We start from the raw sequence: 14,561 nt of genomic DNA, 5'->3' as shown, positions 1-14,561 counted from the left end.
CTAACGGGACCGCAGAGTACGTGAAAACACCACCCCCACCAGAAGTGCAATTCCGATGATGGCGATGGTCCCGCCGGTGCGATGCAGACCCGCGTCGTCGATGGTTCCGCGCATGGTCAGCTCGATGACGACGGCAGCAAGGTTGGCGCCGATGTACTGGATTGTTCGGTACAGGCCGATCGCCGTTCCGACGTCGGCGGAGGTGGTCACCGAGTTGATCAGGTTCTGGTTTCCCATGTTGTTGAAGCCGTTGGGAATGCCCAGGATCGCCGCAATCAGCAGGAGCGCCACCAGCGGCGTCGAGCTCGATTCGACGAAGGCGATCAGAACCCCGCCAACCGCCAAGGCGGCGGTGCCGATCAGCAGGGTGACCCGTGCGCCGAATTTCCCGTACACCCTCGATGCGGACATGGTCGCGAAGATCCCGACCGCAGCGACGGGGAGCATGAAGAGCCCCGCGCTGATCGGTGACATTCCGCGGGCCACCTGCAACCACTGGGGGAGCCCGAAGAAAATGCAGTAGAACGCCGTGTAGGTCAGCAGGGTCCGGCCGAGAGTCATGCTCAACGCGCGGTTTCGCGCAACAGATCGGACGTCGATGAACGCCGAGGCGGTTCGACGTTCCCACCACACGAACAGGAACGCGAAGAGAACCGTCGACGGGACGAGGTACCACTTCGTGTGCTCGGCGAGAGATAGGAGAAAGAGCATCGTCGACGTCGTCAGTGCCAGAAACAGTGCGATACCGAGTGGGTCGAGAGACTTGAACAACGCAGCGGCACCGGCCCGGTCGGGCAGGGCGGAGTCGCTCGGAGCGGCGAAGAGGACCCATATCGCAGTAACGACGACCAGTGGGAGGTTCACCCACATGATCGACTGCCAACCGAGTGTGCCGACCAGCAACCCACCGAGAGTAGGCCCCAGCGCGACAACCGATTGTGCGCAAATGGTGAGTGTTGCGATCGCTGAACGGGTTTGAGCCCGGTGGCGATCGGCGTATTCACGGATGACGGTCATTGCATTCGGATACTGTGTCGCCGTGCCGATTCCGAGCAGAATTCGTGCGGCGATCAGCCAACCCAGTGACGGAGCGAGCGAGCCGAGGATCGATCCGGCAGCGATCAGGCCCAACCCAGCGAGGTAGACGCGTTTTGCGCCGAGAATCGATCCGAGTCGCCCGGCAGCCGGGGCGGTGACTGCAGTCGCGATGTAGAGGGCCGAGATCACCCAGGCCGTGCCGGAACTCGAACCGAAGTAGGCGGCGATCGGGACGATTGCCACCGCAATCATCGACGAGTTCAGTGCCTGAAGAACGGTTCCCGAACCGAGAGCAAGACTCAGCTTCAGTGGAACGGAGGTTTGAGGTGTCGAAGTGTCGACGACGGCGGTCACGGGTTCATCAGTGACTCCTCCGACGCGGATACGGATACTGATGCTGATGCTGGGGATGCGTCCTGGCCGAGCTTGCGCAGGATGCGGCCGGCGATCAGCAGCAAATCACGCTCGGCTTCGGTGCACTCGGCGTCGATGACCTCGGCCAGCCACGCTGTGCGTTTCGTTCGGTCTTCGTGGAGGGTCGATGTCCCGAGTTCGGTCATCGTGACCAGGACCGCGCGACCGTCCGATGGATCCGAACTGCGTGTCACCATCCCCTGCTCTTCGAGCGCGGTCACCGTCTTTGCGACGGATTGCGGCGTGACTCGCTCGAATTTTGCCAACGCTTTTGCGGTCAACGGGCCCTGTCGATCGAGGTGGCCGAGGGCCTGGATTTGGCTCGGCGTGAGTTTGTGGTCGTTGCGCTTGGTGCGGAGCCGCCGGACGAAGACGCCCAGATCATCCCAAAGTACGTCGATGTCGTCTCGGGCGGCACTGCGATTCTTGCCAACGTTCATTTAGGCAGTCTAACTGTGTTGTTCCAATGCTTCCAGTGCTGTTTCGTCGAAAAAGGGGAATAAACAAGCGCATTAGTTGTTTAAAACAGTGGGACTGCAACGCCTTGGCCGGCCAAGTGGTTTCGCCCGAATGGTCGGATTGTCGACGTCGCGGGCAGTAAAAAGCTCGGATGCGCACCCCCTGTGCCGCACCCGAGCGGCCAAAACCATACCACTTGGTGTCCTTTGGGCTTAAAGTCGGTTGTTGTCCCCCGAAGAGTCGATTGCGTCTAGTACTTTTGGCGGGTATCGCCCTAGTCCTTACGTAGGGTGCGCTGGAGGGGATATTGTGAAGTTTCGGGGGATGACAGGCGCCGATCACGGCGATTCTGCGTACCTACTCTGCGAGAGGCACAACACCGTAAATGGCACGTCAACAAGAGCGTGCGCGGCGTACCCGCGCCGCCCTGGTCGAAGCGGCTGCAGTCGAATTCGCCAAGCGCGGCTATGCAGCTGCGTCGGTGAACACGATCCTCGAGGGCTCCCGCGCCACCAAAGGCGCCATGTATTTCCATTTCCAGTCCAAGGAGGAGTTGGCGCGAGCAGTTCTGACCTCGGCCATCGAAACCTTCACTGGAATTACTGATCGTTGGTCCAAGAGAACAGACCTCGATCCATTCGTCGCATTGCACGGACTCGTGCTCGACATTGCAGAAGTCTTTCGTGTCGAGGTAATCGTGCAGGCGGAATTCCGGCTGATCATCGAGCCCGAGTTCTACAAGGATGTGCAATCGGGTGGCGGGCAGGTCTGGGGTAAGACCGCCTACGAGTTGGCGGTGCGGGCCAAGGATGACGGATTGCTGCGAGACGATGCCGACCCGGTCAAATTCACGCGCGTACTGGCGGCCAGCCTTGCGGGTCAGCGGTACATGGCAGACCTGATTGCCTCCAGTGGGGATCTGGGCGAGTGGTTCGAGGAGTCTCTCGAAGTAGTGCTCGAAGCCATGGCTACGCCGCAGTGGCTGGAGACGTTCCATCGTGACGGGTGGCCCCAAGTGGAGTTCCCTGACACTGAATAGTGCACTTTCCTGCCCGTGAACAGGCGATTTGTGATTTCCGAATGCCGTGCCATAAGCTATCCAAGCTCCCAACGGAACGCCGTTGGGGTACTAGTTCGGAGAGATCCGGCGGGCCCCCTTCGTCTAGCGGCCTAGGACGCCGCCCTTTCAAGGCGGTAGCGCGGGTTCGAATCCCGTAGGGGGTACGTTTTGCGAAAGCGAAACGATGCAGTATGGTTTGACCCGCACGACACGCTTTGAGATGCACAAATGCCAGGCCAGGACAGTGGTTTGGGAGCGGCTCGAAGATGTAGTACGGTTTCACAGCAAGGAAAAAGCAAGGCCCTGTGGCGCAGTTGGTTAGCGCGCCGCCCTGTCACGGCGGAGGTCGCGGGTTCGAGTCCCGTCAGGGTCGCAAAGCGTTGTTCTCAGTTGCTTGATTGAGAACAACGCAATGCGATAGGCATTCGGTTCGGGTGCCGTCCGGCCAGGTAGCTCAGTTGGTACGAGCGTCCGCCTGAAAAGCGGAAGGTCGCCGGTTCGATCCCGGCCCTGGCCACCATAATTCTTTCGACAAGCTCCAACTTCGATGTTCTTTGAACATGAGGTTGGAGCTTTTTCGTGTTCGGATGTCAGCCGCCGTAAACCACTCGTCCAGATCATCTGAGTTGTACGCATCCTTAGTCCCGGTGAATGTTTCCGGTCACCGGGAACGTGCTGCGCGTCACTCCGTCAAGAACCTCACTATTAGCCGGTTGCGGCCCATTCCTGGCCGCGTCTACTGGAAGTGAGGTGGAATCTCCGTGTCGCACTCGAGATCTTGGCGTATCGGGAAAGTCAGCCGTGCCGCCGTTGCGGTGCTCGGTGCCGGTGTTCTGTTGGTGGGTTGCGCGAGTAGCAATGACGACAGCGGTACCGACACGACGACCGCGTCGGGAGACATCGTGACCGGCATGGTCAACGAGCATCCCGATCCGGGGAGTGCCGTCGCCGGCGGGACGATGACGTACGGCGTGCAGGTGCTCGTTCCCTCTCTCGACCCGACCAAGACTGCCGCTCGCGGCGGTTCCGGCGGTGAGGCATTCGCGGCTGTTTACGACGTTCTGATGAACTACGACACTGTTAGTGGCGTATTCAAGCCCAAGCTTGCCGAATCGCTCGAGACCTCTGACGACGGAGCCACCTGGACGCTGAAACTTCGCGACGGTGTGAAGTTCAGTGACGGCACCGCGCTCGATGCCAACGCGGTGATCGCAAGTATTGATCGGTACAACGCAGGCAAGGGCAATGGCACCGAGCTGTGGCTGGCTTCGGTGGAATCGACGCAGGCAAGCGGTCCGACGAGGGTGGACTTCAAGCTGAAGACGCCGTGGATGCGTTTTCCGTCGATGCTCGCTCTCGGGCACGGGATGATCGTCGCCCCGAGTTCGCAGCAGGGCGATAAGTTCACAGCCGTCGGAGCCGGACCCTTCACCGAAGATCTCTTCACGCCGAGCGTCGAGCGAATCTTCAAGGCCAACCCGTCCTACTACGGCGGCGCTCCCAAGCTGGACACGTTGCGGATGGTTGCACTCAACGGACCGCAGGCCAATCTCGAATCATTGAACAGTGGTCAGCTCGACGTCGCTTACATTCGTGGCCTCACTTCGGCAATCAATTCTGCCGAGTCCGCTGGTTACCCCGGCTACATAGACGTGCTCAATGCCGGAAGTGCCGAGATCATCAACAACCGTGAAGGCCGACCGGGCTCGGATGTTCGCGTCCGTCAGGCTATCGGCCACGCGCTCGACACCACGTTGATCGATCAGCGAGTGGAGAACGGTGAAGGACTGCCGGGCTCGGCGTTGTTCGGTCCGACGTCGCAATGGCACGTAGACACCCCGGGTATCGCCTATGACCCGGAAAAAGCGAAGGAACTTCTGAACCAGGCAAAGGCAGACGGATACGACGGCACTCTCGACTACATGGTCCTCAGTGAGCCCAAGGACCACGCGATCGGCCTCGCCGTGCAGTCACTGTTGCAGGCCGTCGGGTTCGAGGTGAACTTGATCTTGGCCAACAACGCCGGCGACATCGTGCAGAACGTCTACGTCAAACACGATTTCGACCTCGCGCACGCAGGCATCGGAATGTACGAGTCGATTCTCGATCTCGGTTTGTTCTCCACGACCAACAGCACCTCAATGGCGAATACTGCTGGATACGCGAACCCGGCGATGGACCAGCTGATCGCAGATCTTCAACAGGCCAAGGACAATTCGTCGACTCTGGCGGTGATCGCCAAGATTCAGACGCTGTGGAACGAGACGGTTCCGTCGGCGCCGATCGGCGGGCTGACGTCGTTCTGGGCTTGGCAGAAGAACGTTCACGGTGTCGTTCCCACAGCCACGGGAATCATGCTGTTCGACCAGGCCTGGCTGGGCGCGAAGTAGATCAACTGTTGCCCTCCAAGCGAGCCCCGTCCGACGTCAGTCGGGCGGGGCTCTTTCGTTTCGATGTCGAGCAGCGTTGATGCAACCCTTTCGATCAGTGTGATTGAATTGAAATATGTTGTAGGTCAATATGATTCATAAAGAGCGATTTGACTTGTCCGGCGTGGCCCGCATAGATTGCATCCACCATCCAGAGTGGCTGAGAGACCTGGCTCGATGATGCCGCAGCAACCCGCTACCTAACCGCAGTGTGGGTGCTACCGCCAGGACCGATGGAGGACGCATGACTGTATTTGCCGTGGGTATCGAACTGGACGGCGAGGGTACTCACCCCGCTGCCTGGCGCCGAAGCTCGCACCGCCCGGATCAACTGCTCACGGGTAAGACCGTGCGCGATCGCGGCGCGGCAGCCGAGAATGCGGGCTTCACATTCGCGACGTTCGACGATTCCATCCTTCCTCCGAGTGGTGACGTTGTCGGCCGTATCGACGCAGTCTCGAGGGCGTCGTACGTGGCGGCGACGACCAGTACGATCGGGCTGGTCCCCGTCGTCGGGACCACATACGCCGAACCATTCCATACCTCTTCGCAATTGGCGACGCTCGACTACTCCTCCCGCGGGCGCGGCGGCTGGCTTGCCGTTCCGGTGGAGGACGACGCTGCGGCGCGGGCGTGGGGGAGAGCTCCGGTGACAACGGAGTCGGCGCGTCAGCAGGAGCAGCAGGATTCGGTCACCGTCGTGACTGATCTCTGGGACTCGTGGGAGGACGACGCCGTCGTCCGTGACCATCTCAGTGGACGGTTCCTCGAGCGTGATCGTCTGCATTACGTCAATTTCGAGGGCGACACGTTCTCGGTGAAGGGGCCGGCAATCGTTCCGCGGCCGCCGCAAGGCCAGCTGGTGGTCTTCGGCCGCTACGGCGCTATCGAACCACGCCAGGCGGATGTTGTTCTCGTGTCCGGTGATTCGGTGGAGACCATCGCACAATCGGCTGCCAAGGCGCGCGATGAGGGCGCGTCATTGGTGGTAGCCGAGGTCGATGTGGCTTTCGATACGCCGAATCTGTCTGCGGCGCAGCGGCTGACCGAGCTGAACTCGCACGGGAAAGCCGTCGACAGTGGTCGACTGCTCCTGGCTGCAGATCCGGGGGAGGCGGCCACAGTTCTGAAAGAGTTGGCCGGGCACCTCGACGGTGTTCATTTCCACGCTCTCGTGATCGACGAGGACCTTCCGGTGCTGGCCAAGCTCGTGCTTCCGGCGTTGTCCAAGGCCGGGTTGACGCGGCGCCCCGTTCCGGGCTCGACGCTGAGGGGCAACCTCGGCCTGCAGCGGCCCGCAAATCGATTCGTCCACTCTTCCTGACTTGACTTCGCGCTAAGGATATTTCGGCCAATGAATGCATCACGCTCCGCCGTGCCTCGACCCGACGCTCACGTTCATTTCGGCGTCTTCTTCCAAGGGGTCAATCACACCACCATCTGGTCCGATTCCGCCAGCGGATCCCAGATCGATTTCGAGACTTTTCGGCGATTGGTACTCACCGCCGAGCGCGGCCTGTTCGACGCATTCTTCCTCGGTGAGGGCCTGCGTCTTCGTGAACAGAACGGCAAGATTCTCGATCTGGATATCGCCGGCCGCCCGGATGCAATAGCGCAGTTGGCCGCCCTCGCCGGTATCACCGACAAGATCGGGCTGGTCGCGACGCAGAACACCACGTACAACGAACCGGCCGACCTCGCACGTCGACTCTCGGGCCTCGACCTACTTTCCGACGGACGGGCCGGCTGGAACGCGGTGACCACCGACAACGCGTGGACGGGAGAGAACTTCCGCCGAGGCGGCTTCCTCGACCACGCCCTACGCTACGAGCGTGCCGGGCAGTTCATCGAAACTGCTCGGGCACTGTGGGATTCGTGGGCAGACGACGCGATCTCGGACTCTCGTACGTCCGAGAACTGGTCGACTCCGGGAGCCGTCGGCGACGTGCGCAAGCAGACTTCGCAGTTCGACATCTCCGTGACGCCGACGCTTCCCCGAAGCCGCCAGGGGCATCCGGTCATCTTCCAAGCGGGTGATTCGCCGAGTGGACGCGATTTCGCGGCGACGCATGCCGACGTCATCTTCTCACGACACGGAACACATTTCGACGGCGCGCTCGACTTCGCCGAAGACATTCGGGCTCGGCTGCGTAGAGTCGGGCGACCGGCGGACGACGTCAAGATCTTGCCGAGCACGCAGATCGTGTTGGCGGAGAACGAGTCCGAGGTCGAGGAGAAGGTGCGGTGGGTCCTCGAAGGTCAGTTCACCGGCCAAACCGCACTGTCTCTCGTCGGACTGGTGTGGGGCAAGGATCTTTCCGATCGAGACCCGGACGGTCCACTACCGGAGGAAGATCCGGTTGCCCGCCCGGTTTCGGAGACGCGCGGTTCAGCGCGGGACGGCAACGACCCCATTGCGATTGCGCGTGAATGGCGCGCTCTCGCCGAGGCAAAGAATCTGTCTTTGCGTCAGGTCGCCATCGAGACCTCGCAGCGTTCGGGTTTTGCGGGCACTCCGGGGCAGGTCGCCGATCAGTTGGTGCATTGGGTGCGCAACGGAGCTTCGGACGGATTCAACATCTCGCCGTACCTGGTGCCGACCGGACTCGACGAGGTCGTCAACTGGTTGATCCCGGAACTGCAGGAGCGTGGGGCGTACCGCACCGAGTACTCCACGTCGACGCTGCGGGAGCACCTGGGTCTGCGACCGCCGCTCACGCGTCGGACTCCGTCCGAAACTGCGGGGTAACGGGTCCTGTCCCACACAGTCACAGCGGCGGCCGAAGCCACCAAGCTCGATTCGTCCGTCCGCTGGGAGATCATCGTTTGCGTCGCCGCGGGTTTCACTACTCTTCTCGATTCGGCGGTGCTCGGAATCGGGGTCCCGTCCATCCGGGCGTCGCTGGGCGCGTCGACCTCCGAAGTGCAGTGGATCCTCGCGAGCTATTCGCTGACTTTCGGCTTGGCCCTGGTGCCGGCGGGCCGACTCGGTGACGTCGTCGGGCGTCGACGCTTGTTCTTGGTGGGGCTCAGCATCTTCGCGGTGATGGGAATCCTCGGAGCGTGTGCGTCGGACCCGTCGATGATCGTTTGGGCCCGGCTGGGGCAGGGGATCGGCGCAGGCACCATCAGTTCGCAAGTGCTCGGCATCATCACCGACCGGGTGTCCGGCAAGGCACGGGCGAAGGCGTTGGGCGCGTACAGCACCGCGGGTGGTCTGGCCGGCGTTTCCGGACCGATCCTCGGTGGTGTTCTGCTGAAGTATTCCGATCCTGACTTCGGCTGGCGGCTGCTCCTGATCCTCAACGTGCCGTTTGCCGTGATCACACTGATTCTGGCGTTTCGCTTTCTGCGCCGTGATCGAACCACCCGATCCGGCGCGTCGACAGATCCGGTCGGGCTGTGTCTGCTGGCGGCGACGACCGGGCTCCTGTTGTGGCCCATCGTGACCCGAACGAGTGTCACGGTGGCCGCGGCTTTCCTGATCGGTGCGTTCGGCGCTGCCGTCGCATTCTGGTTCTGGGAACGTCGGTACGCCGCCCGCGGCGGGACGCCGGTACTGCTCCCGTCATTGATCGCCTCGCGGGGATTTCGACTCGGCACGACGGTTGCACTCTTCTGGTTCGGATCCATCCTCGCCGTCAACGCGGTGCTCAGCCTCTATCTGATCGAAGGTTTGGGCTTCGCGCCGCTGAGTGCGGCGTTGATCATGGCCGGCAGTTCGCTCGCGATGGCACTGACGTCGGCCTTCGGATGGCGGCTGGTTGCCAGGTTCGGCCGAAGCGCGGTCGTTTTTGCGATAGTCGGCGAGATCCTTGTCATCCTCGGCTACATCGCGGCGGTCAATCTGATTCCTCGGGAACACCTCATCCCGGTGCTGGTAATCCTGGCGGTGTTGTCCGGTGTAGCCAGTGGCTGCGTCGACGCGCCCAATCGGGTGCTGACTCTCGAATACGCACCAGCGGGCGCGAACGGAGTTGCAGCTGGCTTCCTTCAACTGTCGCAGCGCTTGTCAGCGACCATCTCGCTGGCCGCGGTATCGGGGTTGTACCTCGGTGTGCTCGGGTCGTCGAGCGACGGATATGGACGTGCGTTCGGGGCCGCGCTGGCTGTCTGCGTCGTCATGTTGACGCTCTCGTTGGTGGGAGCGGTGACAGACAGCCGTCGGCGAAGGACGTGAACTGGCCTTTCTTGGTCCTTCAAGGTCCTTCGGAAGCAGCGACCGTGTGACTCGTGGGACTTGTGTTACCCATGGGTTAGGAGTCATGGGACGATACTTGTGTGGTGACCGGTCGCAGTGAAGACAAGCCCAACGGTCGCGGGAGTGGAGAGCCAGTTAACTCACCCCGCGGATCGTCGGACAAACGTGACCGCACATCGACGCCTTTTCGCGCTCGAACGGCGATATGGACAAATCGGCCACTGTTCGATTTCCACATGATCGTCGGTCTGGTCGTGCTGATCGTCGCGTTCGGACTACTGATGGTGCTCTCGTCTTCGGGCGTCGAGTCCTACGTTCTGTCCGGGACGTCGTACGCCCGATTCTGGCCGCAGTGCATGTTCGCAGCGATCGGTCTGGTGATGTTCGTGGCGGTCGTGCGCTTACCGACCGAAACGATGCGCAGAGCTTCGCCGTGGCTGCTGATCCTGTGTCTTGTTCTGCTTGTCCTGGTGCTGATTCCAGGTATCGGTTCGGAACAGATGGGCGCTCGCAGCTGGTTCGTGATCGCGGGCATTTCCTTCCAGCCGTCGGAGCTGGCCAAACTTGCTTTGGCGATCTGGTCGGCAGCGACGGTTGCGTCGTTTTTGAACGCGCGGATGGATGTCAACCGCGCGTTGCCGGTGATCGGCGGGACGACGCTGCTCGTTCTGGTCCTGGTGGTGTTGGAGAAGGACCTCGGAACCACCATCACGATCGGCATCATCTTCATGTCGGTGCTGTGGTTCGGACTGTTCCGGATGAAGACGTTCATCAGCCTCACACTCGGTTCCGCAGTCGCGTTTCTCGTGCTCGGGCTTACTGCTGGTTACCGATCGGATCGCATCAAAGCCTTCCTGAATCCAGACCTCGACCCGCAGGGGTTGAACTTTCAGAGCACTCAGGCCAAGTACGCATTGGCCAACGGCGGCATTTTCGGTCGCGGTCTTGGCCAGTCCGACGCCAAATGGAGCTACCTCCCGCAGGCACACAACGACTTCATTTTTGCCGTGATCGGTGAAGAGTTGGGTCTGGTCGGCGCACTGATCGTCGTAGCTCTCTTTGCCGCAGTTCTGATCGTCGGGTTGCGGATCGCCAGGCGGTCCACCGATCCGTTCCTCAAAGTCATGACGGCGACGGCAACGACGTTGATCGTCGTCCAGGCGTTCATCAACATCGCTTACGTGGTGGGCCTGATTCCGGTGACCGGTCTGCAATTGCCGCTCATCTCGGCGGGCGGAACCTCGATGATCACGACCTTGCTGATGTTCGGGCTCATCGCTCATGCAGCCTTCCGTGAGCCCGAGGCGGTCGCCTCGGCCGAGAGCAGCGGTCGCGGTTGGATCCCGCTGGTCTTCGGCAAGCCTCGGTTCGGAGTTGCGAAGAAACCACAGCCTGATCGACGTAGGCCTCCTGCTCGGCGCGCCCAGCCTGTCCCTAGTGGTCAGCGCCGACCGGAGCGACGGGCACCGCAACCCGACAAGCGCCGGACTCAAGCTCCGGGCCGACGCGCACCGTCGCGTGACTGGTCGGAAGATCCACGCAGACGCGGCCGACCCGATCGGCCCCGGCGCGCTTCCTGATCGCAGCCGAATCACTGGCGCATGGCCGGACGTATCTCACCAGTCCTACTGCCCGGCAACTCGGAAGCGGGCAGTCATCCACCCGACAATTGCGGTGGGCGACTACATTGGGGATCGGCAAAACGACGTCGAATAAGGGTTGTGGACATGGCAGGTGGCGACAAGGCAGACCAGTCGGTGGTCGAACGTAGCTCGGTGACCGGACGTCGTACGACGCCGTCGCAGCGAGCGCGTTTTCGCCGGATTGTCGACGCCGCAATGGAATCCGCCTCCGAAGGCGGCTACGACGCGGTGCAGATGCGATCGGTCGCCGATCGCGCCGGCGTTGCGATCGGCACTGTTTACCGGTATTTCCCGTCCAAGAACCACATGCTCGTTGTCGCATTGTTGTGGATGTTCGAGGGTTTGCGTGACAGATTCAAGGACTTTGTAATCCCGGGAGAGACTCCGTCGGACCGGATTCTGTTTGTGCTGCGCAAGAATACGGAGGTCCTCGAGACCGATCACCTCCGTTACGAAGCGTTAGTTCGGGCGTACATGTTCGCGGACGCGTCGGCGACTCCGGAACTCAATGCGCTCGGTGGGGTCGTGACCGAGATGTTCGCGAAGGCGATCGGCGTCGAGGAAGTCTCGCAACAGCAGATGGACGCGGTGAAGGTCATCGACGACGTCTGGATGTCGAGTCTCGTCTCGTGGGTTGCCGGCCGGATGACGACGGACGAAGTGATGGCGCATCTCGAACTCGCCGTGCGCCTGGTCTTTCGCAAGTTGGGCGGATAGTCCTCACACGGTGTAGCCGCCGTCGACGTTGAGCTTCTGGCCGCTGATGAATCCGGCGGCATCGCTTGCGAGGAAACATACGGCTTCAGCGATGTCGGCTGCCGATCCGAAGCGCTTCAACGGGATTCGGCTCATGGTCACGTCGAGTGCGCTCTGATCCAGTTCGGCCGAGTTGATCAGCCGCTCGGCCATTCCGTCGGTCAACATACCGGGGCCCACGGAGTTGAACCGGACGCCGTAGCGTCCTTCCTCTGCGGCGAATCCACGAACAAGTTGTTCGACAGCCCCTTTGGTACCTGCGGAGAGTCCGTCACGCACAGGAAAACGATCCGTTGCCGCGGTCGTCACTGCCACCACCGAACCCGAAGATGCACGCAGCGAAGGCAGGGCGGTGTGGACGAGTGTGAAGAACGCCGCGGCTTCCTGGTTCAGTTGTTCGGTGAAGAACGCTGGCGTAACGCGTGAGAGGTGCGTCATCGGGACGTGCGGTCCGGCAGCGTGGACCAGCGTCGTCAACCCGCCCAGATAACTGACCGCATCGCTCACGGCAGCGCTGATCGACAACTCGTCGGTGAGGTCGAGAGGGTACGCGTGGGCGCGCACTCCATGCGTTCGAATCTGCTCGCTCAGTTGCTCGGCGGCGTCCTTGTTGTTTCGGTAGGTGAAGGCGACGTCGTGTCCGCGTTCGGCGAGAGTCAAGGCGATCGCCGACCCGATTCCGCCGGTTCCACCGCTGACAAAAGCGGTGCGTGCTGCGCTCATAGTGCCTCCAGGGGTATGCCGATACCTGACCTAGCAAATGCTTGGTTGGGATGTCGGTCGGAATATATCACTGCGCGAAGGACAGGCTCAGATTGCTATCGCAACCGGACTGATCGCCCTAATCTGTTGCCATGTCCGGAGACAGTGTGCAGTTGACCGATGGAGCGCCCGGTGGGGAACCAGAACCCCATGCCTCGGAACCTCACGCGCCGAGCTTGAACAATCGCCTGAACTGGCTGCGTGCAGGTGTTCTGGGCGCAAACGACGGAATCGTCTCGACCGCAGGCCTCGTGGTCGGTGTTGCGGCAGCGACAACCGAGCGCTCCGCGATCTTCACGGCCGGGTTTGCAGGTCTGCTCGCCGGCGCCGTGTCAATGGCGTTGGGCGAATATGTCTCGGTCAGCGCCCAGCGGGATACCGAACGCGCACTCCTGCAGAAGGAGAAGAAGGAACTCCTCGAGACCCCGGAGGCGGAACTCCAGGAACTGACCGAGATCTACGAGAACAAGGGATTGAGTCCGGAGACGGCTCGCCGCGTAGCCGAAGAATTGACCGAGCACGATGCCTTCGCGGCGCACGTCGAAGTCGAATTGGGTATCGATCCAGACGATCTCACCAATCCGTGGCATGCAGCGATTTCGTCGGCAATCTCGTTCACGATCGGCGCGGCGATCCCGTTGGTCGCGATTCTGTTGCCGCCGACGGGTATCCGCGTCCCCATCGCATTTTTCGCGGTGTTGATCGCACTTGCACTGACCGGGACGATCAGCGCGACGCTCGGTGGAGCCCGCAAGACCAGAGCGGTGCTGCGCGTGGTGATCGGCGGCGCGCTCGCGATGGCTGTGACGTACGGAGTAGGCCAGTTGGTGGGCACGGGCCTCCGCTGACCCCGTGCGCGGTTGAGGACCCCCTGGACTCCTCAACCGCGCACGGTGGGGATCAGGCACGACAAATCATGACCGGCCCCGGCGCATGGTGCAGTAGATTCTGGCTGGTCGAGCCCATCACGGCGCCGGCCATCGCGCTGCGGCCATGGCTTCCGACAACTATCAACTGCGCGTCGTCGGCATATTTGAGCATGACCGGGGCAGCGGCACCGGGTTCACTGATGCGGGTGACGGGTACGTCCGGGTATTGATCGGCCATGCCCGCGAGATTCTCTGCCAGCAGCGCCGATTCCTCCTGCTCGACGGCCTCCCAGTCGATCATGATTCCCGCTCCGCCTTCGCGGAAGGTGGACGAACCCTGCCAGGTGTGGACCGCGATGAGCGGCGCGTCGAACTGATCGGCATAACGAAACGCGTACTCGACGGCCTTCTTGCTCAATGCACTTCCGTCGACTCCGACGATGACGGGACGTTGATCCGGACCGGGATTCTGCGCTGAACCACGCCACACGGTGACCGGACAGGTTGCATGATTGGCCACCTTCAGTGCGGTCGATCCGAGCAGCCGCGAGCGCAGTGCGCCCGATCCGGTCGACCCCAACACGATCAGGCGTGCGGTATTTGAGGATTCGAGGATGTGCGTCGACGCCGGCCCTGGCGCGATCTCGGATTCGATGGTCAGTTCCGGGAATTCGGCCGAAATCACTGCGGCGGCGGCCTCGACGATCGCTTCGCCGTCTTCGCGGATCTGGCTGAGGAACTGCGACTGCAACATCACTGCAGCGGGACTGTAGATCGGGCCCTCTTGCGGCAGGGCGTGCGCCAGAATCAGTCGTGAGTTCACCGCGTTCGCGATCGAGGCGGCCCACCGGGCAGCGGCCGTGGAGGCCTCGGATCCGTCGATGCCGGCGACGACATCCTGGTGTCCTGCAAGTGTTTTCATGTCTACTC

At 61.9% G+C, this 14,561-nt stretch carries 12 protein-coding genes, 3 tRNA genes and 1 riboswitch; of the genes, 11 read left to right on the top strand and 4 right to left on the bottom strand.

Annotated elements, in window-relative coordinates; genetic code table 11:
- Positions 1–1,392 carry an MFS transporter gene (locus tag QM716_RS04035; RefSeq protein ID WP_283302551.1) on the bottom strand — a complete coding sequence of 464 codons (1,392 nt, stop codon included), beginning with the start codon at positions 1,390–1,392 and terminating at the stop codon, positions 1–3.
- Positions 1,389–1,892 (bottom strand): MarR family winged helix-turn-helix transcriptional regulator, encoded by a 504-nt coding sequence (locus QM716_RS04030; RefSeq protein WP_283302550.1) that lies wholly within the window; start codon positions 1,890–1,892, stop codon positions 1,389–1,391. Before QM716_RS04030 ends, QM716_RS04035 begins: the two co-directional genes overlap by 4 nt.
- A 404-nt stretch (positions 1,893–2,296) precedes the next feature.
- On the opposite strand from QM716_RS04030, the gene QM716_RS04025 reads away from it, so the two are divergent.
- The 10 genes from QM716_RS04025 to QM716_RS03980 all read left to right on the top strand — a co-directional run bounded on the left by QM716_RS04025 (position 2,297) and on the right by QM716_RS03980 (position 11,961).
- The gene (locus QM716_RS04025) at positions 2,297–2,950 is read left to right on the top strand and encodes a TetR family transcriptional regulator (protein ID WP_283302549.1); all 654 of its coding nucleotides are present in this window, start codon (positions 2,297–2,299) and stop codon (positions 2,948–2,950) included.
- 112 nt (positions 2,951–3,062) lie between these two features.
- Positions 3,063–3,135 (top strand) — tRNA-Glu (locus QM716_RS04020).
- Positions 3,136–3,270: 135 nt separating this feature from the next.
- Positions 3,271–3,344: transfer RNA gene (locus QM716_RS04015), tRNA-Asp, on the top strand.
- A gap of 70 nt (positions 3,345–3,414) precedes the next feature.
- A tRNA-Phe gene (locus QM716_RS04010) sits at positions 3,415–3,491 on the top strand.
- Between the two features lie 241 nt (positions 3,492–3,732).
- Positions 3,733–5,361 carry an ABC transporter substrate-binding protein gene (locus tag QM716_RS04005; protein ID WP_283302548.1) on the top strand — a complete coding sequence of 543 codons (1,629 nt, stop codon included), beginning with the start codon at positions 3,733–3,735 and terminating at the stop codon, positions 5,359–5,361.
- A 183-nt stretch (positions 5,362–5,544) separates the two neighbouring features.
- A riboswitch (SAM riboswitch) is annotated at positions 5,545–5,640 on the top strand.
- Between the two features lie 4 nt (positions 5,641–5,644).
- Positions 5,645–6,724, top strand: a complete 1,080-nt coding sequence (locus QM716_RS04000; protein ID WP_283302546.1) for an LLM class flavin-dependent oxidoreductase — start codon at positions 5,645–5,647, stop codon at positions 6,722–6,724.
- A 30-nt stretch (positions 6,725–6,754) separates the two neighbouring features.
- On the top strand, positions 6,755–8,149 hold the full coding sequence (locus QM716_RS03995; protein WP_283302544.1) for an NtaA/DmoA family FMN-dependent monooxygenase: 1,395 nt from the start codon (positions 6,755–6,757) through the stop codon (positions 8,147–8,149).
- Positions 8,150–8,218: 69 nt separating this feature from the next.
- Positions 8,219–9,580: an MFS transporter gene (locus QM716_RS03990; RefSeq protein ID WP_283303055.1), complete on the top strand. Its 1,362-nt coding sequence runs from the start codon at positions 8,219–8,221 to the stop codon at positions 9,578–9,580.
- 224 nt (positions 9,581–9,804) lie between these two features.
- Positions 9,805–11,181: a putative lipid II flippase FtsW gene (gene ftsW, locus QM716_RS03985; RefSeq protein WP_283303053.1), complete on the top strand. Its 1,377-nt coding sequence runs from the start codon at positions 9,805–9,807 to the stop codon at positions 11,179–11,181.
- Between the two features lie 147 nt (positions 11,182–11,328).
- Positions 11,329–11,961, top strand: coding sequence for a TetR family transcriptional regulator (locus tag QM716_RS03980; protein ID WP_283302542.1), 633 nt, complete (start codon positions 11,329–11,331; stop codon positions 11,959–11,961).
- A 3-nt stretch (positions 11,962–11,964) separates the two neighbouring features.
- On the opposite strand, the gene QM716_RS03975 is transcribed toward QM716_RS03980, so the two are convergent.
- Positions 11,965–12,723, bottom strand: a complete 759-nt coding sequence (locus QM716_RS03975) for an SDR family NAD(P)-dependent oxidoreductase (protein ID WP_283302540.1) — start codon at positions 12,721–12,723, stop codon at positions 11,965–11,967.
- Positions 12,724–12,854: 131 nt separating this feature from the next.
- Here QM716_RS03975 and QM716_RS03970 point away from each other — a divergent pair, with 131 nt between their 5' ends.
- Positions 12,855–13,610 carry a VIT1/CCC1 transporter family protein gene (locus QM716_RS03970; RefSeq protein WP_283302538.1) on the top strand — a complete coding sequence of 252 codons (756 nt, stop codon included), beginning with the start codon at positions 12,855–12,857 and terminating at the stop codon, positions 13,608–13,610.
- A 52-nt stretch (positions 13,611–13,662) separates the two neighbouring features.
- On the opposite strand, the gene QM716_RS03965 is transcribed toward QM716_RS03970, so the two are convergent.
- Positions 13,663–14,553, bottom strand: a complete 891-nt coding sequence (locus tag QM716_RS03965) for a universal stress protein (RefSeq protein ID WP_283302536.1) — start codon at positions 14,551–14,553, stop codon at positions 13,663–13,665.
- Positions 14,554–14,561: the final 8 nt, after the last annotated feature.

Source organism: Rhodococcus sp. IEGM 1409 (assembly GCF_030056735.1).
Taxonomy (GTDB): Bacteria; Actinomycetota; Actinomycetes; order Mycobacteriales; family Mycobacteriaceae; genus Rhodococcus_F.
The sequence above is the reverse complement of the archived record's forward strand: the minus strand, read 5'-3'. Positions and strand labels throughout refer to the sequence as shown.